At 70.4% G+C, this 25,334-nt stretch carries 23 protein-coding genes and 2 tRNA genes; 14 read left to right on the top strand and 11 right to left on the bottom strand.

Going from position 1 to position 25,334, the window contains the following annotated elements; translation table 11 throughout:
- Positions 1–53 precede the first annotated feature (53 nt).
- From RE027_RS07650 to rpmH, 8 genes are all read right to left on the bottom strand, one after another.
- Positions 54–1,322, bottom strand: coding sequence for a ParB/RepB/Spo0J family partition protein (locus tag RE027_RS07650; protein ID WP_438612423.1), 1,269 nt, complete (start codon positions 1,320–1,322; stop codon positions 54–56).
- A gap of 1,033 nt (positions 1,323–2,355) precedes the next feature.
- Entirely contained in the window at positions 2,356–3,240 is an 885-nt protein-coding gene (locus RE027_RS07645) for a ParA family protein (RefSeq protein ID WP_368807654.1), read from the bottom strand.
- A gap of 323 nt (positions 3,241–3,563) precedes the next feature.
- Positions 3,564–4,235 carry a 16S rRNA (guanine(527)-N(7))-methyltransferase RsmG gene (gene rsmG / locus RE027_RS07640; RefSeq protein ID WP_368807653.1) on the bottom strand — a complete coding sequence of 224 codons (672 nt, stop codon included), beginning with the start codon at positions 4,233–4,235 and terminating at the stop codon, positions 3,564–3,566.
- On the bottom strand, positions 4,235–4,840 hold the full coding sequence (locus RE027_RS07635) for a Jag family protein (RefSeq protein WP_368807652.1): 606 nt from the start codon (positions 4,838–4,840) through the stop codon (positions 4,235–4,237). The genes rsmG and RE027_RS07635 overlap by 1 nt, the downstream gene beginning before the upstream one ends.
- An 82-nt stretch (positions 4,841–4,922) precedes the next feature.
- On the bottom strand, positions 4,923–5,909 hold the full coding sequence (gene yidC / locus RE027_RS07630; RefSeq protein ID WP_368807651.1) for a membrane protein insertase YidC: 987 nt from the start codon (positions 5,907–5,909) through the stop codon (positions 4,923–4,925).
- Entirely contained in the window at positions 5,906–6,346 is a 441-nt protein-coding gene (yidD, locus tag RE027_RS07625) for a membrane protein insertion efficiency factor YidD (RefSeq protein WP_368807650.1), read from the bottom strand. Before yidD ends, yidC begins: the two co-directional genes overlap by 4 nt.
- Positions 6,343–6,756 (bottom strand): ribonuclease P protein component, encoded by a 414-nt coding sequence (gene rnpA / locus RE027_RS07620; protein WP_368807649.1) that lies wholly within the window; start codon positions 6,754–6,756, stop codon positions 6,343–6,345. Before rnpA ends, yidD begins: the two co-directional genes overlap by 4 nt.
- 102 nt (positions 6,757–6,858) lie before the next feature.
- Complete coding sequence (gene rpmH / locus RE027_RS07615; RefSeq protein WP_019181680.1) at positions 6,859–6,996, bottom strand: 50S ribosomal protein L34; 138 nt, start codon at positions 6,994–6,996, stop codon at positions 6,859–6,861.
- Between the two features lie 673 nt (positions 6,997–7,669).
- Here rpmH and dnaA point away from each other — a divergent pair.
- The 10 genes from dnaA to RE027_RS07565 all read left to right on the top strand — a co-directional run bounded on the left by dnaA (position 7,670) and on the right by RE027_RS07565 (position 19,099).
- Positions 7,670–9,226, top strand: coding sequence for a chromosomal replication initiator protein DnaA (gene dnaA, locus RE027_RS07610; RefSeq protein WP_387920531.1), 1,557 nt, complete (start codon positions 7,670–7,672; stop codon positions 9,224–9,226).
- A gap of 608 nt (positions 9,227–9,834) precedes the next feature.
- A complete protein-coding gene (dnaN, locus tag RE027_RS07605; RefSeq protein WP_368807648.1) occupies positions 9,835–10,959 on the top strand; it encodes a DNA polymerase III subunit beta in 1,125 nt (374 codons plus the stop codon).
- Positions 10,960–10,995: 36 nt separating this feature from the next.
- On the top strand, positions 10,996–12,216 hold the full coding sequence (gene recF / locus RE027_RS07600) for a DNA replication/repair protein RecF (protein WP_368807647.1): 1,221 nt from the start codon (positions 10,996–10,998) through the stop codon (positions 12,214–12,216).
- Complete coding sequence (locus tag RE027_RS07595) at positions 12,213–12,881, top strand: DciA family protein (RefSeq protein ID WP_387920455.1); 669 nt, start codon at positions 12,213–12,215, stop codon at positions 12,879–12,881. The genes recF and RE027_RS07595 overlap by 4 nt, the downstream gene beginning before the upstream one ends.
- Positions 12,882–13,227: 346 nt before the next feature.
- Positions 13,228–15,315, top strand: a complete 2,088-nt coding sequence (gyrB, locus tag RE027_RS07590) for a DNA topoisomerase (ATP-hydrolyzing) subunit B (protein WP_368807646.1) — start codon at positions 13,228–13,230, stop codon at positions 15,313–15,315.
- 89 nt (positions 15,316–15,404) lie between these two features.
- The gene (gyrA, locus tag RE027_RS07585; protein ID WP_368807645.1) at positions 15,405–18,098 is read left to right on the top strand and encodes a DNA gyrase subunit A; all 2,694 of its coding nucleotides are present in this window, start codon (positions 15,405–15,407) and stop codon (positions 18,096–18,098) included.
- Entirely contained in the window at positions 18,095–18,682 is a 588-nt protein-coding gene (locus tag RE027_RS07580; protein ID WP_368807644.1) for a DUF3566 domain-containing protein, read from the top strand. The genes gyrA and RE027_RS07580 overlap by 4 nt, the downstream gene beginning before the upstream one ends.
- Positions 18,683–18,782: 100 nt before the next feature.
- Positions 18,783–18,856, top strand: a tRNA-Ile gene (locus tag RE027_RS07575).
- Positions 18,857–18,888: 32 nt separating this feature from the next.
- Complete coding sequence (locus RE027_RS07570) at positions 18,889–19,011, top strand: hypothetical protein (protein ID WP_368807643.1); 123 nt, start codon at positions 18,889–18,891, stop codon at positions 19,009–19,011.
- A gap of 12 nt (positions 19,012–19,023) precedes the next feature.
- A tRNA-Ala gene (locus tag RE027_RS07565) sits at positions 19,024–19,099 on the top strand.
- 171 nt (positions 19,100–19,270) lie between these two features.
- Here the strand turns inward: RE027_RS07565 and RE027_RS07560 are convergent.
- Complete coding sequence (locus RE027_RS07560) at positions 19,271–20,143, bottom strand: hypothetical protein (protein ID WP_368807642.1); 873 nt, start codon at positions 20,141–20,143, stop codon at positions 19,271–19,273.
- Positions 20,144–20,301: 158 nt separating this feature from the next.
- Between RE027_RS07560 and RE027_RS07555 the strand changes: the two genes are divergently transcribed.
- The 4 genes from RE027_RS07555 to RE027_RS07540 all read left to right on the top strand — a co-directional run bounded on the left by RE027_RS07555 (position 20,302) and on the right by RE027_RS07540 (position 24,275).
- Positions 20,302–20,847: a peptidylprolyl isomerase gene (locus tag RE027_RS07555; protein WP_368807641.1), complete on the top strand. Its 546-nt coding sequence runs from the start codon at positions 20,302–20,304 to the stop codon at positions 20,845–20,847.
- 132 nt (positions 20,848–20,979) lie between these two features.
- The gene (locus tag RE027_RS07550; RefSeq protein WP_368807640.1) at positions 20,980–21,780 is read left to right on the top strand and encodes a rhomboid family intramembrane serine protease; all 801 of its coding nucleotides are present in this window, start codon (positions 20,980–20,982) and stop codon (positions 21,778–21,780) included.
- 336 nt (positions 21,781–22,116) lie between these two features.
- Positions 22,117–22,809: a response regulator transcription factor gene (locus RE027_RS07545; RefSeq protein ID WP_368807639.1), complete on the top strand. Its 693-nt coding sequence runs from the start codon at positions 22,117–22,119 to the stop codon at positions 22,807–22,809.
- Positions 22,806–24,275: a sensor histidine kinase gene (locus RE027_RS07540; RefSeq protein ID WP_368807638.1), complete on the top strand. Its 1,470-nt coding sequence runs from the start codon at positions 22,806–22,808 to the stop codon at positions 24,273–24,275. The genes RE027_RS07545 and RE027_RS07540 overlap by 4 nt, the downstream gene beginning before the upstream one ends.
- Here RE027_RS07540 and RE027_RS07535 read toward each other — a convergent pair.
- Both RE027_RS07535 and RE027_RS07530 read right to left on the bottom strand, forming a co-directional pair.
- Entirely contained in the window at positions 24,262–25,062 is an 801-nt protein-coding gene (locus RE027_RS07535; RefSeq protein ID WP_368807637.1) for a GntR family transcriptional regulator, read from the bottom strand. The two genes, RE027_RS07540 and RE027_RS07535, sit on opposite strands and share 14 nt — an antisense overlap.
- Positions 25,059–25,205 carry a hypothetical protein gene (locus RE027_RS07530; protein ID WP_368807636.1) on the bottom strand — a complete coding sequence of 49 codons (147 nt, stop codon included), beginning with the start codon at positions 25,203–25,205 and terminating at the stop codon, positions 25,059–25,061. Before RE027_RS07530 ends, RE027_RS07535 begins: the two co-directional genes overlap by 4 nt.
- Between the last annotated feature and the right edge of the window lie 129 nt (positions 25,206–25,334).

Genomic DNA, 25,334 nt, shown 5'->3' with positions numbered 1-25,334 from the left:
CCCGGTGTTTCACGTGAAACACCGGGGCTCCGTCGTGCTCGGCTCGGCTCAGCTCAGGAGGCTTCCATGCCCGGGTCGAGCACGTCGATGATCCGGTTCAGGTCCTCCACGGAGGCGAACTCGATCGTCATCCTCCCCTTCCGCGACCCGAGCGCGATCTTCACGCTCGTGTCCAGGCGATCCGAGAAGGCGTCGGCGATGTAGTCGAGCCGTTCCTGGTGGCGACCTGTCGGCGTCTTCGCGCGCCGCGGCTTGCGCTCGGTGCCATCGGCCAGCGCGACGGCCTCCTCGGTCGCCCGCACGGAGAGACCCTCGGCTACGATGCGCTGCGCGAGCCGCTCCATCTCCGCCGGCTCCGTCAGGGAGAGCAGTGCTCGGGCATGCCCGGACGAGAGCACACCGGCCGCCACGCGCCGCTGGACGAGCGGAGGAAGACGCAGTAGGCGGATGGTGTTGCTGATCTGCGGCCTCGACCGGCCGATCCGGCGCGACAGCTCCTCCTGCGTGGTGCCGAACTCCTCCATCAGCTGCTGGTAGGCCGCGGCCTCCTCGAGCGGGTTCAGCTGGCTGCGGTGCAGATTCTCCAGCAGCGCGTCCCGGAGCAGGTCGTCGTCGGCGGTCTCCCGGACGATCGCGGGAATGGTGGCCAGGCCGGCGCGCTGGGTCGCCCGCCACCGCCGCTCCCCCATGACCAGCTCGTAGGACGGGTTCCCGTCCTCCCTGCTGGGACGGACAACGATGGGCTGCAGCACGCCGAGTTCACCGATGGAGTAGGCGAGCTCCGCGAGCTCCTCCTCGTCGAAGACCTGTCGCGGCTGCTTGCGGTTCGGGTGGATCGCCACCACGGGGAGTTCGGCGAAGGTGGCGCCCGGCACGGCGGTCAGGTCGCCACCGGACGCCGTCGTTCCACGTGAAACATCGGTCTCCGACTCCTTCCCCGGTGCGGCTGCCGAATCGTGGTCGGATGATGTCGGCACCTCGTGCGGGTCATTGCCCGACGTGCCCGACGAACGCGGCGTTTCACGTGAAACGTCCGCGTCGCCTCCGGTGCCACGGGGTGCTCGCGGTTCCTTCTGTGATCGGGTCGGCACCTCGTTCCCCGAAGCATCCGACGAACCGGACCCCTCCCGTGTTTCACGTGAAACATGGCCTGCTTCCGCCGCCGACGAGGCCTCGGGCGCGGACTCCTCCGGTTCTGCGGACGTCTCCTCGGCCTCGGACGGCGCGACCGTCCTCCGATCCGGGTCCGGGGCGCCGGACGGCAGGAAGAACATGTCGGACGGCCGGCTGACCAGCGTGGTGTTGCGCAGAGCCTCACCCATGTTTATCCGGGCCTTCATGGCCTTCTGGCGCGCGGCAGGACTCGCGGTCCGACGTGCAGGACCGGACGCGCCGGACCGGGAGGATGCGGGAGCGGCCTCAGCATTGCCAGGCATGTTTTCGGGGTCGCGATCGGCCGGTTCGGCGGCTGTTCCTGCTGCATTTCGGCCCGTCTTCGGGAAAGTCCCCCCGGACAATTCCGGCGCGGACTCGTCGGCGGAACCGCTGGACCGGGGCGTCGACTCCGGACCGGTCTTGGCCCCGGTCTGCTCACCACGAGATGTTTCACGTGAAACGGAACGCGCGGCCGCACCATTGCTCGTCGTCACCGACCTCGCCGAATCGGGGGACGGCGCCGCTTCGGCAGCTGCGGACGGTGCCGACTGGTCCTTCGCCGGTCCTGCGGCGGCCGGCGCACTCGGAATCAGTGCCCCCAGTCCCCGGCCGAGACCACGTCGTCGTTCGCTCACGGTGTTCCTTTCCTTCGCGCGGCAATCCGGTCAATTCTAGCCGAGGGGCATCCGCCGACGATCTTCCGCACGGCGATGGTGCGCGGCCGATCTGGCGGACATTACCGACCTCGGTACGACGTCCGGGCACTCGCCCGGCAGGCTGCGACAGGCAGTGTTCCACGTGAAACATCCCGGGAAGGCCTGGCGGAGTCCGGGGAGAGCCGCCGCCCTCGGACGGCACCGTCCTCATGCGACCAGTGCCTCCGATACCGTGGCCCCGGCGAAAATCCGTCCGGGGGAGTCGCCCGCGTACACACGACACCGCTCGAAGAGCCTCCGTCGTGCGGGTGCCACCGTCATCGATGGGCCGCTTCCTCGTCAGAACGAGAAGGGCCCGATCTCCGAGGGCGGTGCCGTCGTCCCGGGGAGCGGGCGTTGTACGCAGGAGGCCTGCGGCCGACGGAACCGCAAGGCGTCGACGGTCGGGGTCCGGCCGCCGACGGCAGCGAGAAGCCACCGGGCTGCGGCGGGAGCAGAAAGGCGCCCGCCTCCGGGGGAGACGGGCGCCCGGGGGAGCGGAGGATCAGCGACCGGAGCGCAGGGCGATCTCGGCGGCAGCCTCGAGGTAGGACAGCGCCCCGGTCGAGCTGGGGTCGTAGTTGATGACGCTCTGCTGGTAGCTCGGTGCCTCCGAGATCCGCACCGAGCGGGGGATCATCGTCTCGAGGACCTCGTCGGGGAAGTGGGTGCGGACCTCTTCGGCGACCTGGGACGCGAGGTTGGTGCGCCCGTCGTACATGGTCAGCAGGATCGTGGAGACCTTGAGCTCCGGATTGAGGTGCTTCTGGATCATCTCGATGTTCTTCAGCAGCTGGCTCAGGCCCTCGAGGGCGTAGTACTCGCACTGGATGGGGATCAGGACCTCGGTGGCTGCGACGAACGCGTTGAGCGTCAGCAGTCCGAGGCTGGGCGGGCAGTCGATGAAGACGTAGTCCAGACGTTCGAGTCCGTCCTCCTCGCGCCTGCGGGCGTAGGTCTCCAGGGCGCGCCGGAGCCGGTGCTCGCGCGCCACCATGGAGACCAGCTCGATCTCCGCACCGGCGAGGTCGATGGTCGCGGGAACGACCCAGAGATTCTCCGCCTCGGCGGAGGTCTTCACCACGTCCGCGACGGGCATCTCGTCGATCAGGACGTCGTAGGTGCTGTCGACCTCCGAGCTGTGCTCCACCCCGAGCGCGGTGGAGGCGTTGCCCTGCGGATCGTTGTCGATCACGAGGACGTTCTGGCCCTGCCGGGCGAGGGCGACGGCGAGGTTCACCGATGTGCTCGTCTTGCCGACGCCGCCCTTCTGGTTGCTGATGGTGAACACCCGCGTCGCGGCGGGCTTCTCCAGCTGGACCTTCTTCAGCCTGGCGCGTCGCCTGGTCTCTTCCACGAGCGTCCTCCCCAGCGGCGTGTCGTCCGCCATCGTTGTCGTCATCTTGGACAGGTGTCCGTCTGTTTCACGTGAAACACGCGTGCCGCGATCGGGAACAACCTTGATCAATTGATCTACCGGATCAGGAGGAAACTCCGCGCCGAAGCCCATCGGGCTTTCCGCGCCGTTGTCGATCGGCATCTGGCTGCGCACCTTCCCGGTTCGTCTCGAAATGGTTCCGTCCGGCCGCACCTCCCGCGGGGGAGGGCGTCGTGGTCCGCGTTCCGGACCGGCGACCCGGATCGACCCGGGGACCGGCCGCGGCACACGCGCTCCAGCCTACCGCCGCCCCACGTGGCCGGCCGCTGCACCGCTCAGAGCCGGACCCGCACCACCGTGGTCGGCTCCGCGAGCAGGTCCTCGCCGGCCACGACGATCTCGGTGGAGCGCGCGCCGTGGCGGGCCAGCTTCTTCTGGGCCTTCTCGATCTCGTCCCCGGCGGAACGGCCCTTGAGCGCGAGCAGCTCGCCCGTGCCCCGCAGCAGCGGCAGGGTGATGTCCAGCAGGCCCACGAGCGCGGAGACCGCACGCGCCGTCACGACGTCGACCTCCCCGACCTCGTCCTTGGCCTGCTCGGCCCGGGACCGCAGCACGCGGACGTTGGCCAGACCGAGGTCGGACACGACCTCGTCGAGCCACTGCACGCGCCGCTCCAGTGGCTCGATCAGTGTGATCCGCAGATCGGGACGGGCCAGCGCCAGGCACAGTCCCGGCAGGCCTGCTCCGGATCCGACGTCGGCCACCCTGGCGTCCCGGGGGATCAGCTCCTCGACCACGGCGCAGTTGAGCACGTGACGGCTCCACAGGCGCGGGACCTCCCGGGGGCCGATGAGGCCGCGCACGATCCCGGACGACGCCAGGTGCGCGACGTAGCGCTCCGCGAGGTCCTGTCGTTCCCCGAACAGCCGCTCGGCGGCGGCACGCTCACCGGCGTCCGCCGCGGGCGGCTCCTGCGCGGCGGGGGAGGGTCGGTGCTCCTCGGCCATCAGGACTGCTCGGCGGACACGACGATGTGCCGTGCCGCCCCGTCGCCCTCGGACTCGCTCACGAGCCCGTGCTCCGCGACCACGTCGTGCACGATCTTGCGCTCGTAGGCGGACAGCGGCTCGAGGTGCACCCGCTCCCCGGTCTTCTGGGCCTCGCGCACGGCGGCGAGGGCCATCTCGTGGAGCGCGGACGCCCGACGCCGCCGGTAGCCGCCGATGTCGAGCACGAGCCTGGAGCGGCGGTCGGTCGCCGCGAGGACGGAGAGCCGCACGAGTTCCTGGAGCGCCTCGAGGACCTCTCCGTCCTCGCCCACGAGCGCGGAGAGGCTGTCGTCGTCGCCCTCCGCGACGACGGACAGGTAGGTGCGGCCGTCGCGGATCTCGATGTCGATGTCACCGTCGAGGTCTGCGGTGTCGAGCAGCTCCTCGAGGTAGTCGGCCGCCACCTCGCCCTCCTCCTCGAGGGGGTCGAGCTCCGAGGTGACCTCGGCGCCGCCGTCGTCGGACTGTGCGGTGGCGTCCGTCGGCCGGGCGTCACGGTCCGCGTCGTACTGGGGCTGCTGCGCCTCGTCGGCGTCCTGGCTGGTCTGCCGGATGTCGGTCATGTCGTCTCCTGGGGCCGTGGAGGCACGGGACCGGGGCTGCCGGCCCCGTGCAGGGAGGGAGTCGCGGGGTGACCCGCAGCGGTCAACGCGCCTGTTTCTTCTTCGCCTGCTGCCGCTGCCGCTTCTTGCCGACCGGCTGCTGGCGCTGCCCGGCGGCGGCCCGGGCACGCTGCTCCTCGATCTCCGCCTCGTGCTCCTCCTGGGTCTTGCCGACCGGGGGCAGGCCCTTGGCGGCGCGGCGCTCGTTGAGCTCCTGCTCGGCCTGGGAGCCAGGGGTGGGGTTGTTGCGGATGACCCACCACTGCTGGCCCATCGACCAGATGTTGGAGACGGTCCAGTAGATGAGGACGCCGATGGGGAAGTTGATGCCGCCGATCGCGAAGACGAGCGGGAACAGGTAGAGCATCATCTGCTGCTGGCGGTACATGGGGGAGGCCTTGGCGGTCTCGCTCATGTTCTTGGCCGTCAGCTGCTTCTGGGTGAAGAACTGCGAGGCGGACATCGCGATGATCATCACGATCGCCAGCACGATCGTCGCGACGTTGTTGCCGTCGCCCGGGTTGAGCAGGGTGGAGAACAGGGGCGCGCCGAAGAAGGTCGCCTCGTTGAAGGACTGCACCGTGGCCGGGTTCAGGACGTGCAGGGACTCACGGGCCGACGCGGCGGCGGGAACGCCGTTGAGCACCTGGAAGAGGCCGAAGAAGATCGGCATCTGCACCAGGATGGGCAGGCACGCGGAGAACGGGTTGGAGCCGTGGCTCTTGTAGAGCTCCATCTGCTCCTGCGCCATGGCCTGGCGGGAGAGCTGGTCCTTCTTGCCCTTGTACTTGGCCTGGAGCTTGGCCATCTCCGGCTGCAGCTCCTGCATGCCGCGCATGGACTTGATCTGCTTGAGGAACAGCGGAATGGTCAGCGTGCGCATGACCAGGGTGAGGCCCACGATGCAGAGCACCCAGGTGATGCCCGCGGACGGGTCCATCCCGACGGCGGTGAGCAGCTCGTGGAAGACCCACAGCACGGCGGAGACGACCCACCTGAAGGGGAAGAGGATCAGTTCGAACAGGTTCATGGGGAAAGCTCTCCTTGGGCCGCGGGACCGATGCCTCCGGCGGGGTGGTGCTGGTGGCGCTCAGCGAGGGTGGGGTGGTTCAGCAGGACGATCTTGGGCAGGGACGCGAAGTCGGGGAAGGCCCGACCGCCGTCCGGGACCCTGTCGATCCCACCGGCCGCCCAGGGATGGCAGCGCAGGAGCCTGCGGACGCTGAGACCGAGCCCGCGCACGGCGCCGTGCACCGTGACGGACTCCAGCGCGTAGGCCGAGCAGGAGGGGAAGTACCGGCAGACGTCCCCGTACAGGGGGGAGACGATGGTCCGGTAGAGCTTCAGACCCGCGATGAGTGCGTTCTGCGGCAGGAACCAGAGGGCCTGCCACGCCGACGCCGTGCGGACGTACTCCTCGGGAGCCGCCGAGAGGAGGTCTTCGTGCCCATGGGCGTGCTCGCTCATGACTCTGGCTCCTCCCGTCCGGATCGGTGGTCTTCTGCCGGGAGCGGCCCGGTCGCGGCCCGGGGGAGCCCGGCCCGCGAGGACGCCGTCCGCCACGCCTTGGCGTAGTCGGCGGTCAGCTCCGCCCAGTCCGCGGCGGAGGCCGGCGGGAGCGCCCGCACCACCACGTCGTAACCGTACGGGGCCTGCCTGACCGTGGTCTGGGCGAGCTCCCGCAGGCGCCGTTTCACCTTGTTGCGCCGGACGGCGTTGCCCACGGCCTTCGAGACGACGAACCCGAAGCGGGCGGGCCGCTCCTCGGCGGTGGGGCGCACATATACGACGACGTTCCGGCGCCCGTTGCGGGCGCCGGAACGCGTGGTGGCCGAGAACTGGGCCGAGGTCCGGATCCGGTGCTGTTCAGGAAGCACGGTCCTGCTCCTGACGGGCCCGGTGCTCCGGCGGTCCCGGCACGCCGCCGACCACCCGAGGACGGGTGGTCGTCCGGGACGCCGGCACCGACACGGGCCGGCTCAGGCGGAGAGCTCGGTGCGGCCCTTGCTGCGGCGGGCGGCGAGGATGGCGCGGCCGGCGCGGGTGCGCATCCGGGCACGGAAGCCGTGCTTCTTGGCGCGACGGCGGTTATTCGGCTGAAAAGTCCGCTTGCTCACTGGTTACTCCAAAGGCGTCAGGGTGTGTGCCCGCATGGTCCTCGGCGCACCGGATCGGTGGGTCGAGCGGGCGGGCACAGCAGTGCTGGTGGATGCGTCCGAGCATGCGGATGGGCATGACAGTGGACACAAAAGACTAGTTCACCCTAGACAACGGTCAGGGGTCGGTCAAATCAGCGCAGGACGGGGACGGGGCCCGGATCCTCCGGTGGACCCGGGAGGCGTGCGGGGAGCCCGGGCGGGTGGTGGTCCGGCCTCCGCGGGCCGGGTGGTGCTGTGCAGTTCACATCTTACCCACAGCTGTGCACGGATCTTCATCACATCCTGTGGAAAACTTCTGCGCCCACGGCCCCGGAACGGCGCGGAACAGGGGGTGAACTACACGTCTGTAGTTCCTCCGGCCCCTGGAATACGGCTATGACCAGCTTCCGCGCATGTTCTAGGCTGGCACTCGCGGCCGGCCCCCGACGGCTTTTCCACTGCTGTGAACACCTCTGTGGACAAAGCTCCCGACGCGGGGCAGGGACGACCCGTCAAACGGCCCGCCGACCGCCTCGTCATCCCGACGACATCTCGACGACTATTCGATGACATCTCGACGACAGCAGGAGTACGCGTGGGCACGCAGGACAATCAGGCGCTCAGTGCGCAGTGGGCCGAATGCGTGCAGTACATGTACGAGGACCCCATGACCACCGGTCGCTACCGGGGCTTCATCTCCCTGGCCCAGCCGCAGGGTCTCATCGGCACCACGCTGCTCGTCGCGGTCCCCAACGAGCTGACCCGCGAGTTCTTCCAGAACCAGATGGCGTCCGTCCTCCGCTCCTCGGTGGGACGGGCGTTCAGCCCCGAGACGCTCGTGGCGTTCGTCGTCGACGCCGATCTCGAGGCCGTCCCCGCTCCGGAGCCGGGGCCGCCGGCGGCGTCGCTGCCGCCGATCAGCGAGCTCGAGGCCGAGCGCAACCGCACCGACGGGCCCGCCCTGGTCGACCACGGCAGCACCGCCGACGCCGTGGGGATCGACCAGCAGATGCTGGGCTTCGCCGCCGCGCGCCCGGAGCCGGCGCCCCGTCCCGCCCTGGACGCCGGTGACCGGCCCCTGCCCCCGCCGCGCGACCCGCAGGCCGCTCCACCCCGGCGTCCCCTCCGGGACACCGGCACCGCACCCGCGGTGGTGGGGGAGTGGGACAGCTCGGCGCGGCTGAACCCGAAGTACGTCTTCGACTCCTTCGTGATCGGCCAGTCCAACCGGTTCGCCCACGCCGCGGCCTTCGCGGTGGCCGAGACCCCGGCGAAGGCGTACAACCCCCTGTTCATCTACGGGGAGTCCGGCCTGGGCAAGACGCACCTGCTGCACGCCATCGGCCACTACGCCAAGCGCCTCTATCCGCAGGTCCGCGTGCGCTACGTGAACTCCGAGGAGTTCACCAACGACTTCATCAACTCGATCCGCGACGACGAGGGCTCCTCCTTCAAGGAGATCTACCGCAACGTGGACATGCTGCTGATCGACGACATCCAGTTCCTCGCGGGCAAGGAGCACACGCAGGAGGAGTTCTTCCACACCTTCAACGCGCTGCACAACCACGAGAAGCAGATCGTGATCACCTCGGACATGCCGCCCAAGCAGCTCACCGGCTTCGCCGAGCGCATGCGCTCCCGGTTCGAGTGGGGCCTGATCACCGACGTGCAGCCCCCGGAGCTCGAGACGCGCATCGCGATCCTGCGCAAGAAGGCCACCAGCGAGGGCATGGACGCCCCCGACGACGTGCTGGAGTACATCGCCTCGCACATCTCCACCAACATCCGCGAGCTCGAGGGCGCCCTGATCCGCGTCACCGCGTTCGCCTCGCTGAACAAGCAGGCGGTGGACCTGCCCCTGGCGGAGCTGGTCCTCAAGGACCTGATCACCGACGACGGCGCCCAGGAGATCACGGCGGCCTCGATCCTGGCCCAGACCGCGGTGTACTTCGACATCACCCTCGAGGAGCTCAAGAGCAAGTCCCGCACCCGCACCCTGGTCACCGCACGGCAGATCGCGATGTACCTGCTGCGCGAGCTCACCGACATGTCCCTGCCGAAGATCGGTCAGGAGCTGGGCGGGCGCGACCACACCACGGTGATGCACGCCGACCGCAAGATCCGCACCCTGATGGCCGAGCGCCGGCAGATCTTCAACCAGGTCACCGAGCTGACGAACCGGATCAAGCAGCAGCAGCGCGAGGGCTGAACGGTCCGCACCCCTGCTCCACGGGCCCACCGGAACTCCGGTGGGCCCGTTTCTTGTAGTTCGTCCACAGCCTTTTTCCGCGCCGTTCCGGGCCCGGAGACCCCCTTCTGCACAGGGGGAGGAGCTGCTGTGGAGCGGCTGTGCACAGGACAGAACCCACACCTGTGGATAAAATTGTGGAATACCTCCGGTTCCCGGTGGAGAACCTCGGCACAACTCCGCCGGACCCTGTGGAACCCCCGGAATCACGCGGATCTCGTCCACCGGGCACCGGCAGTTCGGTGGACCGCGACGCACAGGAAGTCAACAGGCCCACGCCGGGCGGAACGTGGCCGAGCGGCACTTATCCACAGATTCCACAGGGGTTATTAACACTCCCATCCTTAAAGAACTCTCCGGCCAAACAACAAGAATCCTGTGGCCGAGGCCCCGTCCGGGCCGGCAAACGACAAGAAGTCCGCCACGCACGGCCGAATGGCCGCACGCTTCGGCGGACCGATACGATGCAGAGGGCGAAGACCCGGTCCGCACCTCGCGGAGCAACGGGCACCGTGCTCCAGGACGTGGGCTCCGCCGCCCCTGCTCAGACTGAAAGGCAGCAACCTCTCGTGAAGTTCTCCGTCGAACGCGATGTTCTCGCCGAGGCCGTGACCTGGACCGCCCGGTCCCTCTCTCCTCGGCCCCCAGTCCCCGTGCTGTCCGGTCTGCTCATCCGGGCGGAGGGCGGATCCCTGTCCATCGCGAGCTTCGACTACGAGATCTCGGCCCGGCTCTCGATCAGCGCCGACGTCCAGGAGGAGGGGACCACCCTCGTCTCCGGACGGCTGCTCGCCGACATCTGCCGTTCGCTGCCCTCCGCACCGGTCGAGGTCCAGGCCGACGAGGGCAAGGTCACCCTCACGTGCCGGTCCTCCCGGTTCAACCTGGCCGCGATGCCCGTGGGGGACTACCCCGAGCTGCCGGCCCTCCCCGACGTCTCCGGCGTGGTCCCCGGCAACGAGTTCGCCCACGCCGTGGCCCAGGTGAACATCGCCGCGAGCAAGGACGACACCCTGCCGATCCTCACCGGCGTGCGGATGGAGATCGAGGGCGAGAAGATGACCCTCCTGGCCACCGACCGGTACCGGCTCGCCATGCGCGAGCTGACCTGGCGGCCCGGCGCCCAGGACATCTCGACCGCAGCCCTAATCAAGGCCCGCACCCTCAACGACATCGCCAAGACCCTCGGCTCCGCCGGGGACATCAACATCGCGCTGTCCGACTCCGCGGAGCTGGTCGGCTTCGAGTCGGGGGGCCGCCGGACCACGAGCCTGCTCATCGACGGCGAGTACCCCAAGATCCGTTCGCTGTTCCCCGAGCACACCCCGATCACCGCGGCCGTGCGCACCAGCGAGCTCGTCGAGGCCGTCCGGCGCGTCTCGCTCGTGGCCGAGCGGAACACCCCCGTCCGCCTCGCCTTCACCGAGGGTCAGGTGGCCCTGGACGCCGGCACCGGCGAGGACGCCCAGGCCTCCGAGGTGCTGGACGCCCACCTCACCGGCGAGGACATCACGGTGGCCTTCAACCCCACGTACCTGTCCGAAGGGCTGCACGCCTTCGCCTCCGACTACGTCCGGTTCTCCTTCACGGCCCCGCCGAAGCCGGCCGTGCTCTCCGCCCAGGCCGAGCCCGAGGGCGAGGACAAGGACGACTACAAGTACCTCCTGATGCCGGTCCGGCTGCCCAGCCAGTGACCCGCCGGCGCGGAATCCGAAGCGGCTGATCCGGGCGTGTTCGTCGACCACCTCTCCCTGCTGGACTACCGGACGTATGACCTCCTGGACATCCGTCTGGGGCCCGGGACCACCGTGTTCGTGGGCCCGAACGGCGTGGGCAAGACGAACATCGTCGAGGCCCTGGACTACACGGCCGGTCTCTCCTCCCACCGCGTGTCCTCCGACGGACCGCTGATCCGCTTCGGCGCCGAGCGCGCGATCGTCCGGGTCCGCGTGCGGCGCGGGACCCAGCAGACGGTCCTCGAGCTGGAGCTCAACGACGGCCGGGCCAACCGGGTGCGCATCAACCGTGCGGCCCCGGTCCGGGCCCGCGACGCGCTCGGCATCGTGCGGACCGTGCTGTTCTCCCCGGAGGACCTCGCACTGGTCAAGGGCGACCCCTCCCACCGGAGACGCTTCCTCGACGACCTCGCCCGGTCCATGCGCCCGGTCCTCGCCGGGACGATGGCCGACTACGAGAAGGTCCTCAAACAGCGCAACGCACTCTTGAAGTCCGCCCGCCGGAGCGGGCGCTTCACCGAGACCCACCGCTCGACGCTGGCCGCGTGGAACGACCAGTTCGCCCGTGCCGGGGCCGTCATCCTGCACGCGCGCCTGCAGCTCGTCGACGCCCTGGCCCCGCAGGTGGCCACGGCCTACGACCAGCTCACCGACGGCACGAAGTCGACCACGCTGCGCTACGTCTCCTCGGTGCTGCCCGAGAGCGCCGGCGGGGACGTCGAGCAGCTGCGCGGCTTCACCCCGGCGGACCTCCACCGGCTGATCCTCGAGGCGTGCGAGAGCTCGGAGCAGCGGGAGCTCGAACGGGGCCTCACCCTGATCGGCCCGCACCGTGACGAGCTCGAGCTGGTGCTCGGCGAGGCCCCCGCGCGCGGCTACGCCTCCCACGGGGAGACGTGGTCCTACGCCCTCGCCCTCCGGCTGGGCTCCTGGTACGTCCACCTCGCGGACGACCCCACCGAGGGCGCCGCGCCGATCCTCGTCCTGGACGACGTGTTCGCGGAGCTCGACGCGCGGCGCCGGAGCCGCCTGGCCGCGATCGTGGCCTCCGCCGAGCAGGTGCTGGTCACCGCCGCGGTCGAGGAGGACCTGCCCGCCGAGCTGGTCGCCGGGCCGCACGACGTGGTGCGGGTCGGGCCCGGCACCGCCGTGCGGGACGACGAGCAGCCGACCGCCGGGACCGGCCCGGACGCCGCTCCGGAGCCGCCGTCGTGAGCGGGCCCGAGCCCGGGGACCGTTCCCCGGTCCCCGAGGACCGCCCGGCGGAAGCCCCGGTCCCCGAGGAGAACGTCGTGCGGATCGAGGACGAGATCGACGCGCCGGCGGCGCTGCTGACCCGGATGCGTCACGCCGCCGAGGCCCGGGGGGACGGGCGGCTCTACGGCGCGGCCGCGCGGCGCAACCTCAAGAACTTCGGGGCCGCGATGGAGTCCGCCACCGCGTCCCCCGCCGACCGGCTCGGGCGCCGGGGCAACGACGTGGACCCGCGGGCGCTCGGCGGGTACTCCGGCGCGGGACGCTCCGCCCGCGACCCCCGGGGCGTCGGTTCCGTGCTGGACTCCCTCGTGTCGGGGCGCGGGTGGAAGTCGCCGGTGGCGGTCGGCTCGGTGCTCTCCCGCTGGGACGAGCTCGTGGGACCGGGGATCGCCGGGCACTGCCGGCCGGAGAGCTTCGACGAGACCGTGGTGCGGGTCCGCTGCGACTCCACCGCGTACGCCGCCAACCTGCGGCTGATGCTCCCGCAGCTGCTGCGCATGTTCGACGAGCAGCTGGGGGAGGGGATCGTCACCCGGATCGAGATCCTCGGCCCGGCGGCGCCGAGCTGGAAGCGCGGCCGCCGCTCGGTGCAGGGCAGGGGCCCCCGCGACACCTACGGATGAGCCCCGCGCCCCGGAACGCTGAGCGGCCTCGTGGCGCGCTGCGGCACCCCGGGCACGATCCGCTGGTGGTGGAGAGCAGGAAGATTCGTCCTGAGGGCCTTTTCCGGCCGCTCAGGGGCACCTGGGGTCACCCCTGGCTCGTCGTTTTCCGATAGAATCGGTTCCAGACAGCGAACGACGGACCGGGCCCCACGGCCGACCGCGGCACCATGCCCGCGGCGCGGGCGTCCGGAGCCGTCGAACCGTTCCGACCCCGCAGGAGCCGATGAGCCGCAGAACGTCTCATCGGCGTTCTCTTGTGCTGTCCGGAGCGGCCGGAACGCCCAACAGGAGGAGCCAGGAACCCGTGGCAACAGAGGATCCGCAGAAGCGCGAGTACGGTGCCGGTGACATCACCGTCCTGGAGGGGCTCGAGGCCGTCCGGAAGCGACCCGGCATGTACATCGGCTCGACCGGCCCGCGCGGGCTGCACCACCTCGTGTACGAGGTGGTCGACAACTCGGTCGACGAGGCCCTGGCCGGCTACTGCGACCACATCGAGGTCTCGCTGCAGGCCGACGGCGGCGTGAAGGTCGTCGACAACGGCCGCGGCATCCCCGTGGACATCCACCCCACCGAGGGCCGGCCGACCGTCGAGGTCGTCATGACGATCCTGCACGCCGGCGGCAAGTTCGGCGGCGGGGGCTACGCCGTCTCCGGCGGTCTGCACGGGGTGGGCATCTCCGTGGTCAACGCCCTGTCCCGACGCGTGGAGACCGAGGTGCGGCGACAGGGCCACGTCTGGCGGATGGTCTTCGCCGACGGCGGACGGCCCCAGGGCGAGCTGGTCCGGGCCCAGGAGACCGAGGAGACGGGCACCACGCAGGTCTTCTACCCGGACCCCGAGATCTTCGAGACGGTCGACTTCGACTTCGAGACCCTGCGGGCGCGGTTCCAGCAGATGGCCTTCCTCAACAAGGGCCTCAAGATCAGCCTCACGGACGAGCGCGCCGCCGAGGAGTCCGGTGAGGAGATCGCCGGCTCCGCCTCCGACCGCACCGCGGTCCACGCGGAGTCCGAGCCGGTCGAGGGCCGCGACGGCGGCACCGACGTCCACCGGTTCAACCACGAGGACGAGAACGACTCCGGCCACCGGCGGGTCGTCTACAAGTACGACCACGGCCTGCTCGACTACGTCACCTTCCTGAACACGTCCAAGAAGGCCAACCTCGTCCACGACGACGTCATCGCGATCGAGTCGGAGGACACCGACCGCAGGATGTCCCTCGAGCTCGCCATGCAGTGGACCACCGCCTACACCGAGTCGGTGCACACCTACGCGAACACGATCAACACCCACGAGGGCGGCACCCACGAGGAGGGCTTCCGCTCGGCCATGACCTCGCTGGTGAACCGGTACGCCCGGGAGAACAAGCTCCTGCGGGACAAGGACGAGAACCTCACCGGAGACGACGTGCGCGAGGGACTGACCGCGGTCATCTCGATCAAGCTCGCCGAGCCGCAGTTCGAGGGCCAGACGAAGACCAAGCTCGGCAACTCCGAGGCGAAGACCTTCGTGCAGCGCGAGGTCAACGAGCGCTTCGGCGCCTGGCTGGAGCAGAACCCGGCCCCCGCGAAGGAGATCATCCGCAAGGCCATCAACGCCTCGCAGGCCCGGCTCGCGGCCCGCAAGGCGCGCGAGACGACCCGTCGCAAGGGCCTCCTGGAGTCGGGCGGGATGCCCGGCAAGCTCAAGGACTGCTCGTCCAAGGACCCGTCGCTGTCCGAGATCTACATCGTGGAGGGAGACTCCGCGGGCGGCTCCGCGGTCCAGGGGCGGGACCCCGCGCACCAGGCGATCCTGCCGCTGCGCGGCAAGATCCTCAACGTCGAGCGCGCGCGGCTCGACCGGGCGCTGTCCAACACCGAGGTCCAGTCGATGATCACCGCCTTCGGCGCGGGCATCGGCGACGACTTCGACATCGCCAAGGCGCGGTACCACAAGATCGTGCTGATGGCCGACGCCGATGTCGACGGCCAGCACATCACCACGCTGCTGCTGACGCTGCTGTTCCGGTTCATGCGCCCGCTGATCGAGCACGGGTTCGTCTACCTGGCCCAGCCTCCGCTGTACCGGATCAAGTGGTCCAACGCCCCGCACGACTACGTCTACACGGACGCCGAGCGGGACCAGGTCCTGGCGCGGGGGCTGGCCAACAACCAGCGCATCCCCAAGGACAACGGCATCCAGCGCTACAAGGGTCTCGGCGAGATGGACTACACCGAGCTGTGGGACACCACGATGGACCCCGAGCACCGCACCCTGCTCCAGGTGACCATGGAGGACGCGGCCGCCGCCGACCAGATCTTCTCCGTGCTCATGGGCGAGGACGTCGAGTCCCGCCGCGAGTTCATCCAGCAGAACGCCAAGGACATCCGGTTCCTCGACATCTGATCCGCGGCATATGCCCGGCACGGCATGCAGCTCCGTGACCAGGGCCCGCGCAGGACACCGAGAACCAGCAGACAGAACGGAAAGACCGCATGAGTGACGAGACCCAGGACGGACAGAACCCGGAGGCCACCGGTCCCGCCGGCGACCTCGAGACCTCCCCCGTGCTGACCGACCGCGTGGAGCAGGTGGACCTGCAGACCGAGATGCAGCGGTCCTACCTGGACTACGCCATGGCCGTCATCGTCGGCCGCGCCCTCCCGGACGTCCGGGACGGGCTGAAGCCGGTCCACCGCCGCGTCCTCTACGCGATGTACGACGGCGGCTACCGCCCGGACCGCTCCTTCAACAAGTGCGCCCGCGTGGTGGGCGAGGTCATGGGCCAGTACCACCCGCACGGCGACTCCGCGATCTACGACGCCCTCGTCCGCCTGATCCAGCACTGGGTGATGCGCTACCCGCTCGCCCTGGGCCAGGGCAACTTCGGCTCCCCGGGCAACGACGGCGCGGCGGCCCCGCGGTACACCGAGACCAAGATGGCGCCCGTCGCCATGGAGATGGTCCGGGACATCCACGAGGAGACCGTGGACTTCCAGGACAACTACGACGGCAAGAACCAGGAGCCGTCGGTGCTGCCGTCACGGTTCCCGAATCTGCTGGTCAACGGCTCCTCCGGCATCGCCGTGGGCATGGCCACCAACATCCCGCCGCACAACCTGCGCGAGGTCGCCGACGGCGTCCAGTGGTACCTCCGGCACCCGGAGGTCTCCAACGAGGAGCTGCTCGAGGAGCTGCTGCTCCGGATCAAGGGCCCGGACTTCCCGACCGGCGCGCAGATCCTGGGGCACAAGGGCATCGAGGAGGCCTACCGGACCGGCCGGGGCTCCATCCCGATGCGGGCCGTGGTCAGCGTCGAGGAGATCCACGGCCGCACGTGCCTGGTGGTCACCGAGCTGCCCTACCAGGCGAACCCGGACAACCTCGCGATGAAGATCGCCGACCTCGTCAAGGACGGCCGGATCACCGGCATCGCCGACATCCGGGACGAGACCTCCGGCCGCACCGGCCAGCGCCTGGTGATCGTGCTCAAGCGGGACGCCGTGGCCAAGGTGGTGCTCAACAACCTCTACAAGCACACACAGCTGCAGGACAACTTCTCCGCCAACATGCTCGCGCTGGTGGACGGAGTGCCCCGCACCCTGAGCCTCGACGCCTTCATCCGGCACTGGGTCACCCACCAGATGGACGTCATCGTGCGCCGCACCCGGTACCGGCTGCGGCAGGCCGAGGCGGAGGCCCACATCCTGCGCGGCCTGCTCAAGGCCCTCGACGCCCTCGACGAGGTCATCGCGCTCATCCGCCGCTCCCCGACGGCCGACGACGCCCGCACCGGGCTGATGGAGCTGCTGCAGATCGACGAGGACCAGGCGCAGGCCATCCTCAACATGCAGCTGCGCCGGCTCGCAGCCCTCGAGCGGCAGAAGATCCAGGACCGGCACGCGGAGCTCGAGCGGCTCATCGCCGAGTACACCGAGATCATCGCCTCCGAGGAGCGCCAGCGCGGGATCATCTCCTCCGAGCTCGAGGAGATCGTGAGCCGCTACGGCGACGAGCGCCGCTCCGAGATCCAGTACGGCTACGACGGCGACATGTCGATGGAGGACCTGATCCCCGAGGAGGAGATGGTCGTGACCATCACCCGCGGCGGATACGTCAAGCGCACCCGCTCGGACCAGTACCGGTCCCAGCGCCGCGGCGGCAAGGGGGTCAGGGGGGCGCAGCTGCGCGGCGACGACGTCGTCGAGCACTTCTTCGTGACCACCACGCACAACTGGATCCTGTTCTTCACCAACCTGGGCCGGGTCTACCGCACCAAGGCCTACGAGCTGCTCGAAGCCGGGCGCGACTCCAAGGGCCAGCACGTGGCCAACCTGATGGCCTTCCAGCCGGGGGAGCGGATCGCCCAGGTGATGGAGCTGGGCTCCTACGAGGACGCCCCGTACCTCGTGCTCGCCACCCGCGACGGGCTGGTGAAGAAGACCCGGCTGCTGGACTACGACACCAACCGCACGGCCGGGGTCATCGCGATCAACCTGCGCGAGGACGACGAGCTGGTCTCGGCCCAGCTGGCGTCCGCGCAGGACGACCTGCTCCTGGTCTCCCGCAACGGCATGTCCCTGCGCTTCACCGCGAGCGACGAGGTGCTGCGTCCCATGGGCCGGGCGACCTCCGGGGTCACCGGCATGAAGTTCCGCGACGGCGACGAGCTGCTCTCCGCGAACGTGGTCACCGACGACGCCTACGTCTTCGTGGTCACCGAGGGCGGCTACGCCAAGCGGACCAAGGTGGAGGAGTACCGGGTGCAGGGCCGTGGCGGCATCGGCATCAAGGTGGCGAAGCTCGCGGAGCAGCGCGGCCGGCTGGTCGGCGGCATCATCGTGGGCGAGGAGGACGAGGTCCTCGTGGTCATGGAGTCCGGCAAGGTCGTGCGCACCGGCGCCTCCGAGGTCCCCGCCAAGGGCCGCGACACGATGGGCGTGATCTTCGCGAAGCCGGCGCAGGGCGACTCGATCACGGGCGTGGCCCGCAACGCGGACCGCGAGATCGCGGAGGAGGTCGACGCCGAGGCCGTCGCCGAGATCGACGTGCAGCTGGACGAGTCCATGGAGACGGCCGACGTCCTGGCGCCCGACGAGGCCGACGTGCTCGACTCCGTCCCCGGAACCGGGGACGCGGCGGACGATGAAGTAGCGTTGGACGCGAACAACAACGGAGGTAACGCATGAGCTCGAGTTCCGGCTCCAACGCCGCCGGCAAGTCCGGACGCGCCCCCCTCGCGTCCGCGCCCCGGCCCGGTGCCGCGGGCAAGTCGGGTCCGGCAGCGCCCGCGCAGTCCGGGGCGCCCGCCCGGACCGCGCCCAAGCCCGTGAAGTCCGCCGCGGGCCCGGCCAAGAGCAGCAGGCCCAGCAGCTCCACGAAGGGCCTGGTCCGCCCGGCCCCGCGCCCGCGGGTGCGCCGCGCGCGCCTCGTGGTGTCCAAGGTCGACACCTGGTCGGTGCTCAAGCTCGCGTTCCTGCTCTCGGTGGCGCTCGGGATCATCACCGTGGTCGCGTCCGTGGTGCTGTGGATCGTCCTGGACCTCACCGGGATGTTCGACGGCATCAACGAGTTGCTCGGCATGCTCGGTGGTGCGGGCGGCGCCCTGAACGTCAAGGACTTCCTCTCGCTCGGCCAGGTCGCGATCTTCGCGACCATCGTCTCGGTGGTCAACGTGATCCTGCTGACCGCCCTCTCGGTGCTCGCGGCGCTGCTTTACAACATCGCCGCGGCGCTCGTGGGCGGGATCGGCCTCGTCCTCACGGACGACTGATCCGGCACCCGATGCTCACCGGTGGCCGGCCCGCGCCGGGACGATTTGGCACGGGTCGGCAACTCCGGTATCGTTTCTTCTCGGTCCGCAAGGGCTGGAAGGGCGTATAGCTCAGACGGTTAGAGCGCTTCGCTGATAACGAAGAGGTCCCAGGTTCAATTCCTGGTACGCCCACGGTTCCCTATTCCGCAGGTCAGGAGGCAGGCGTGAACAGGAAAGTGGCTGCGGTGCTCGCCCTGGTCGGAGCGTCGGTCGCGGTGCTCACCAAGCTGCGGGAGGCCGAGGCCGACAGGACCGCATGGGCGGACGTCACCGACGAGGTGGAGTAGTCCGGACACTGCGGGGGCGTGGCGCAATTGGTAGCGCATCTGCTTTGCAAGCAGAGGGTTAGGGGTTCGAGTCCCCTCGCCTCCACCACATCGGATCCCGATCGAGCACCTGCTCGGTCGGGATTTCTCGTACCCGGGGGCAGGCCACCCTCCGTCGTGCCGTCCGACCGGTGCCAGGGCCCGGCCGCAGTGCCGGGCCACGGCAGAGGCCCCCGCTCCCTGGACGGGAGCGGGGGCCTCTGCGGCGGGAGCGGGGGGCTCAGGACTCGTTGTCGTCCTTCTTGCCCTGGATCTGCTCCTTGACCTCGTTGATCGTGGTCTTGGCGTCCTCGCCCACGGCCTGGGCGTTGTCCTTGACCTCGGCGGCGGCCTCGGACACCCCGCCCGACTGGCCGGCCGGGGTGGTGGCGTCCTTGACGTCGTCGACCTGCACACCGCTGCCGGCGGCCACGGTGGACTGCTGCCCCACCGGGGAGGCCGTCACGCGCGGGGAAGTGGCCGCGGGAGTCTTCCAGGGGTCCTCGACCGGGCGGGACGCCTTCCAGGCGGCCACACCGGCGACGCCGCCGGCGACGAGCAGGCCCAGGACCAGGAGGCCCTTGTGCGAGCTCTCGGCCTTCTTCTGCTGCTTGGCGTAGTCCTTGGCGACCTTCGAGGCGGCCTTCTTGGCGTTGGCCACGGCCTTCTTGTCACCGGTCAGCTTGGCGACGATGGCCTCGAGCTGCTCCGGGGTGTCCGCGTCCGCGAACTTGCCCGCGAGCAGGGCGGCCGCACCGGCGTACTTGGCCTGCATCGCGGCGCGGCTGTCCGCGGCGCGGTCGGCGGCCTTCGCGGCGACGGGACCCGCGGTCTGGGCGGCCTTCGCGGCGACCGGGGCGGTCACGGCGGCCGCCTTCAGCTTCGCGGAACCGGAGAGACCCTGGGCCCGGCCGATGCCCTCCTGGACCTTGGGGCCGGCGGTCGCGACACCACCGGCGAGGGCGGCGGCGCCCGCCTCGACACTGTGCTGGAGCTTGGGCGCGAGCTCACCGATCTCCTTGGACGCCCACTTGCCGGCGTCGAGGACCTTGTTCTCGGCGGCCTTCTGCGTGGCGGCAGCCTTCTTCTCGCTCTCGGACTTCTTGAAGCTCATGAATCCATCCCTCCTCGGGTCGTGACAATCCATGGTCAGCATACGGGCAGTGGTCTCCCGGATGGAGGGTCTGCCGCGCAATCCCGGGGCTTTTCACTGTGCGCTGAACGCCGTGGGAGCTCCTGGGGAGGCCTCCGGGCCCGTGCAAGAATGAGCCCATGACTTCTGCCATCCCCACCGCCAAGGCGACGATCCACACCAACCACGGCGACATCGTCGTGAACCTCTTCGGCAACCACGCTCCGAAGACCGTCAAGAACTTCATCGGTCTCTCGGACGGTACCCAGGAGTGGAGCGACCCCCGCACCGGCGAGAAGCAGACCGGTCCCCTGTACCAGGACGTGGTCTTCCACCGCATCATCCGCGACTTCATGATCCAGGGCGGCGACCCCCTGGGCCAGGGCATCGGCGGCCCGGGCTACGAGTTCGACGACGAGATCCACCCCGAGCTGAACTTCAACGAGCCCTACATCCTCGCGATGGCCAACGCGGGCAAGCGCAACGGCCGGGGCACCAACGGGTCCCAGTTCTTCATCACCACCGCCCCCACCACCTGGCTGCAGGGCAAGCACACCATCTTCGGCGAGGTGGCCGACGACGAGTCCAGGAAGGTCGTCGACGAGCTCAACGACGTCCGCACCGGCGGCATGGACCGCCCGGTCGAGGACTGCGTGATCACCTCGATCGACGTCGAGCAGCTCTAGGCCCGAGCAGGATCCCCGCCCCGGCGCCGCCGGGGCCAGCGGCACAGGCCCGTCCGGAGCGATCCGGACGGGCCTGTGCCGTTGCCGTCCAGTCCACGATCCCGGCCCGAGGCCGGCCCACGAGGAGTTCCAGTGAGCGGCGAACGACCGCAGTACGGCGTGTCCACCGGGGGAGAGGTCCCGGTGTGCCCGCGCCACCCGGACCGTCCCGCCTACGTCACGTGCCAGCGGTGCGGGCGGCCGGCGTGCCCCGAGTGCCAGCGCGCGGCCGCGGTGGGCGTCCACTGCGTCGACTGCGTGCAGCAGGCCTCGCGCACCCGCCCCGCCCTGCGCACGAGCCTGGGCGGCCGCGCGCCGCAGGGCTCCCCGATGCTCGTCACCTGGTGGCTCGTCGGCGCCAACACGGTGGTCTACGCCCTGCAGTGGCTGCTCCGGGCCGTGGGTCTGAGCCTGCTGCAGATGTTCGCCTACGCCCCCGTGACGACCACGTCCGAACCGTGGCGGATGCTCACGAGCGGGTTCCTGCACTCGATGTCCAGCCCGTTCCACCTGCTCCTGAACATGTACATGCTCTACGTCTTCGGACGGATGCTCGAACCCTCGCTCGGCCGTGCCCGGTTCCTGCTGCTGTTCCTGCTGTCCGTCCTCGGAGGCTCCGTGGGCGTCCTGCTGCTCTCCCACCCCCTGAGCCTCGTGGTCGGCGCCTCCGGCGGCATCTTCGGGCTCTTCGGCGCCCTGTTCGTGCTCCAGCGCCACCTCGGCCAGTCGATCACGCCCGTCGCCGTCCTCATCGGCATCAACGTCGTCTTCGGCTTCGTGTTCCCCGGCATCGCCTGGCAGGCGCACCTCGGCGGACTGCTCACCGGCGCCCTCGTGGCGTTCGTCTACACCGCGGCGGCACGCCGCCGCCGCGGCGCCGGCCGCCCGCGCTGACGTCCCCGGCGGGTCTCCGCCCTTTCCGTGCGGACGGGGAGGGAAAGTTCTCCACAGGGCTCGTCCCCAGCTGTCGACAAGTTACAGCGGTGGAATTCCACACCTGGAACTCGTGGTGTGGACAGTGCCGCGACAGCTTCCACAGCTGTTAATAACGCTGTGGAGAGCGAGCTGTGCACACAGTTCTCCACAGTTGTGGACAACGTTGTGCACCGGCTGGGGAGAAGCGCGGGTGCGCTGCGGACCGCAGCGTTCTCAACGGATCCTCAGTCGCGGTGCGGGAGACTGGTCGGGGGCCGGACCGGCCCGTGACCGCTGACGAGGACGGGAGGACGCGTGCGCGTGCTGCTGGTGGAGGACGAGGTGCACCTCGCGGAGTCGCTGCGCCGCGGGCTCACGAACGAGGGCTTCGTGGTCGACGTGGCCCACGACGGCACCACGGGGGCCTGGCTGGCGCGGGAGAACCCCTACGACGTCGTGGTCCTGGACCTCATGCTGCCGGGCAAGAACGGCTACGCCGTGCTCGAGGAGCTGCGCGCCGCCGAGAACTGGGTCCCCGTCCTGATGCTCACCGCCAAGGACGGCGAGTACGACCAGACCGACGCGTTCGACCTGGGCGCCGACGACTACCTGACCAAGCCCTTCAGCTTCCTCGTCCTGATCGCCCGGCTGCGGGCGCTGATCCGCCGCGGCGCACCGGAACGGCCGGTCGTGCTCGCCGTCGGGTCCCTCGAGCTGGACCCCGTCCGCCGGTCCGTGACCCGCCGCGGGCGGCTGCTCGAGCTCACGGCCAAGGAGTACGTCATCCTGCAGTACCTCATGCAGAACAAGGAGAAGGTGGTCTCCAAGCTCGAGATCATGGACAACGCCTGGGATGCCGAGTTCGAGGGCTCGGAGAACATCGTGGAGGTCTACGTGGGCTATCTCCGGAAGAAGATCGACGCGCCGTTCGGCCTGACGACCCTGCAGACGGTCCGCGGCATGGGCTACCGCCTGGTGCCCGACGACCCCGCGGGCGCCGCACCGTGACCGCAGGCGTCGGAGCGCAGCTCGCGCACTGGGGGGTGCGCCGGCGCAGCACGGCCGCCGCCGCCCTGCTCATCCTGCTTGTGGTGGCCGTGGCCGGGGCCGTGCTGGTCGAGGTCCTGAACCGCACCGCCGTGGGGGCCGCGCACGACCAGGCCCTGACCCGGCAGTCCGAGATCCTGCGGGACCTCGGCGTGCCCTGGGAGCCGCGGACCGCCGGGGGGACCGCGTGGGAGACGGCCGTGTACACGCCCGCGGGCCTCCAGGAGCTGATGCTGCGGCTCGGCCGGCCCGGCGTCGTCGTGCAGCTGCAGAACGCCGACGGGCAGGTGGTGGCCGCCTCGCCCGCCGCCCTGCCGGATGCGGTGCTGTCCCCGCCGGCGCTCGAACCGGGGCGTTCCTTCGACTCCGCGGAAGCCTTCGACGGACCGCTGCCGAGCACCGACGCCTTCGTGTATGTCTCGCACGGCATGTACATCAACGACGAGCCCCTCACGCTCACCGTGGCCGTGCCCATGGGGCTGCAGCAGGGCACGATCCGGACGGTGACCCTCTTCCTGCTCGTCGGTGGGCCGGTCCTGGCCCTGCTCGGGGCCGCCCTCATGTGGCTCCTCGTCGGCCGCTCCCTGGCCCCGGTGCGGCGCATCACCGGGCAGGTCCGGCGGATCGGCACCGCGAACCTCGGGGAGCGGGTGGACGTGCCACCCACCCGGGACGAGGTCGCGGAGCTCGCCGGGACGATGAACGGGATGCTGGACCGGCTGCAGGCGTCGGACCGGGCCCAGCGCCGGTTCGTCGCGGACGCCTCCCACGAGCTGCGCAGCCCCCTCGCGACCCTGACGACCACCATCGAGGTGGCCGCCGCCGACCGGTCCGGCACGATGTGGCCCGAGACCGCCCCCGTGCTGCGGTCCCAGTCCCGCCGGATGGGCCGGCTCGTGGAGGACCTCCTGACGCTCGCGAAGATCGACGACGCCGGGCTGCGGCTGCGCACCGCGGACACCGACCTGGACGAGGTGGTCCGGGAGGAGATCGCCCGGATGCGTCCCGCGTCGCGGCACGAGCTGCGCATCCACGTGGAGCCCGTGCGGATCCGGGGGGACGGCAGCCGGCTGCAGCAGGTGCTCCGCAACCTGCTCTCCAACGCGGAGCGGCACGCGGCGTCGTGGATCGCCGTGTCCCTGCGCGCGGAGGGCGAGGACGCGGTCGTAACCGTGGACAACGACGGCAGCCGGATCGCCCCGGAGGACCGGGAACGGGTCTTCGAGCGGTTCGTCCGCCTCGACGACTCCCGGGCCCGGGACACCGGCGGCTCCGGACTGGGGCTGGCGATCAGCCGGGAGATCGTCGTGGCCCACGGGGGCACGATCACCGCGGGGGAGGACGCGCACGGCAACTGCCGTTTCGAGCTGCGGCTCCCGTGCGGGGCGGACGGCGCCGAGGACCGAGCCGCCCTCAGTACCCTGTGACGGCCTCGCGCCAGATCTGCCGGGCCAGGCCCGGCACGCGCTCCTCCGGGGTGCTCCGGGCGCGCAGGGCCTGGGCGATCTGCCGCTCGGCCGTGGACGCGAGGTGGTCGCGCATGGCGCGTCCCGCCGCGTCCTCGTCCCCCGCGAGCACCGCCTGCACCAGCACGTCGTGCTCGCCGGCCAGCTCGCCGAGCGGCCGGGGAGTCGTCGCGGCCACGACGCCGAGGAAGGACGTGGTGGTGCGCAGCCGCTCCACGAGCCGGCCCGCCTGGGGGTTGCCCGCGAGCTGCAGCAGCATCCGGTGGAGCCCCTCGTCGGCCCCGGCGGCCGCCTCGAGGTCGTGCGCGCGAGCGGCCGCGTGCATCGACTCCCACTGGGCCCGGACGCGTTCCAGGTCCAGCGGCTGAGCGAGGCTCGCCGCCCGGCGGGCGGCCGGCACCTCGAGGGCGGTGCGGACCGCGAAGATCTGCGCGACGTCGGTGGGGCTGACCTCGACGATCTCGAAGCCGCGGTTGCGGTGGAACCGGATCAGGCCGGCCTCGCCCAGCCGCAGGAGGCCCTCCCGCACCGGGCTGCGGGAGACGTTCATGACGGAGGCCAGCTGTTGCACGGAGTACAGCCGTCCTGGCTCCATCTGCCCGGCCATGATGGCTCGGCGCACGGCGGTCATCACCTGGACGGCGAGCGAGCTCTCGGTCGTGGCGGTGACGGACGGCAGCGCCGGACTCGCGGAGGCGGAGCGGCCGTCCGCCGGGGAGCCGGCGAGAGGGTGGACGCTGTCGGTCACGGCGTGGCGGTGAGCTCGGGGACGCCGCAGCGGTGCTCCGTGGCCACGGCCCGCGCGAGCTGCTGTGCCGGGCCCGCGGCCCGCGGACCGTGCCGGTCCGTGACGGTGGTCGTCCCGGTGGCGGGAACGTGGGACCCTCGCATGTGCACCTCCTGGTGTCCGGCGCGACGGGCGCCCGATGGGTGACATGCTACCCACCCTTCGCCCCCGCCGTCCCGGATGACCGCAGATGAATCGCGGGCCGGGCCGGTCGGCCACCCGGTGCGAGCCCG

This window comes from Kocuria sabuli, assembly GCF_040981185.1.
Classification (GTDB): domain Bacteria; phylum Actinomycetota; class Actinomycetes; order Actinomycetales; family Micrococcaceae; genus Kocuria; species Kocuria sabuli.
This window is presented reverse-complemented; position numbering and strand designations above follow the sequence as displayed.

What these genes read in the sequence shown, in the direction of transcription:
- RE027_RS07650 (WP_438612423.1), bottom strand. Translation starts at nt 1,322, where the DNA reads ATGGGTGAGGCTCTGCGCAACACCACGCTGGTCAGCCGGCCGTCCGAC.
- RE027_RS07645 (WP_368807654.1), bottom strand. Translation starts at nt 3,240, where the DNA reads ATGGCGGACGACACGCCGCTGGGGAGGACGCTCGTGGAAGAGACCAGG.
- rsmG (WP_368807653.1), bottom strand. Translation starts at nt 4,235, where the DNA reads ATGGCCGAGGAGCACCGACCCTCCCCCGCCGCGCAGGAGCCGCCCGCG.
- RE027_RS07635 (WP_368807652.1), bottom strand. Translation starts at nt 4,840, where the DNA reads ATGACCGACATCCGGCAGACCAGCCAGGACGCCGACGAGGCGCAGCAG.
- yidC (WP_368807651.1), bottom strand. Translation starts at nt 5,909, where the DNA reads ATGAACCTGTTCGAACTGATCCTCTTCCCCTTCAGGTGGGTCGTCTCC.
- yidD (WP_368807650.1), bottom strand. Translation starts at nt 6,346, where the DNA reads ATGAGCGAGCACGCCCATGGGCACGAAGACCTCCTCTCGGCGGCTCCC.
- dnaA (WP_387920531.1), top strand. Translation starts at nt 7,670, where the DNA reads ATGTACGAGGACCCCATGACCACCGGTCGCTACCGGGGCTTCATCTCC.
- gyrA (WP_368807645.1), top strand. Translation starts at nt 15,405, where the DNA reads ATGAGTGACGAGACCCAGGACGGACAGAACCCGGAGGCCACCGGTCCC.
- RE027_RS07580 (WP_368807644.1), top strand. Translation starts at nt 18,095, where the DNA reads ATGAGCTCGAGTTCCGGCTCCAACGCCGCCGGCAAGTCCGGACGCGCC.
- RE027_RS07560 (WP_368807642.1), bottom strand. Translation starts at nt 20,143, where the DNA reads ATGAGCTTCAAGAAGTCCGAGAGCGAGAAGAAGGCTGCCGCCACGCAG.
- RE027_RS07555 (WP_368807641.1), top strand. Translation starts at nt 20,302, where the DNA reads ATGACTTCTGCCATCCCCACCGCCAAGGCGACGATCCACACCAACCAC.
- RE027_RS07530 (WP_368807636.1), bottom strand. Translation starts at nt 25,205, where the DNA reads ATGCGAGGGTCCCACGTTCCCGCCACCGGGACGACCACCGTCACGGAC.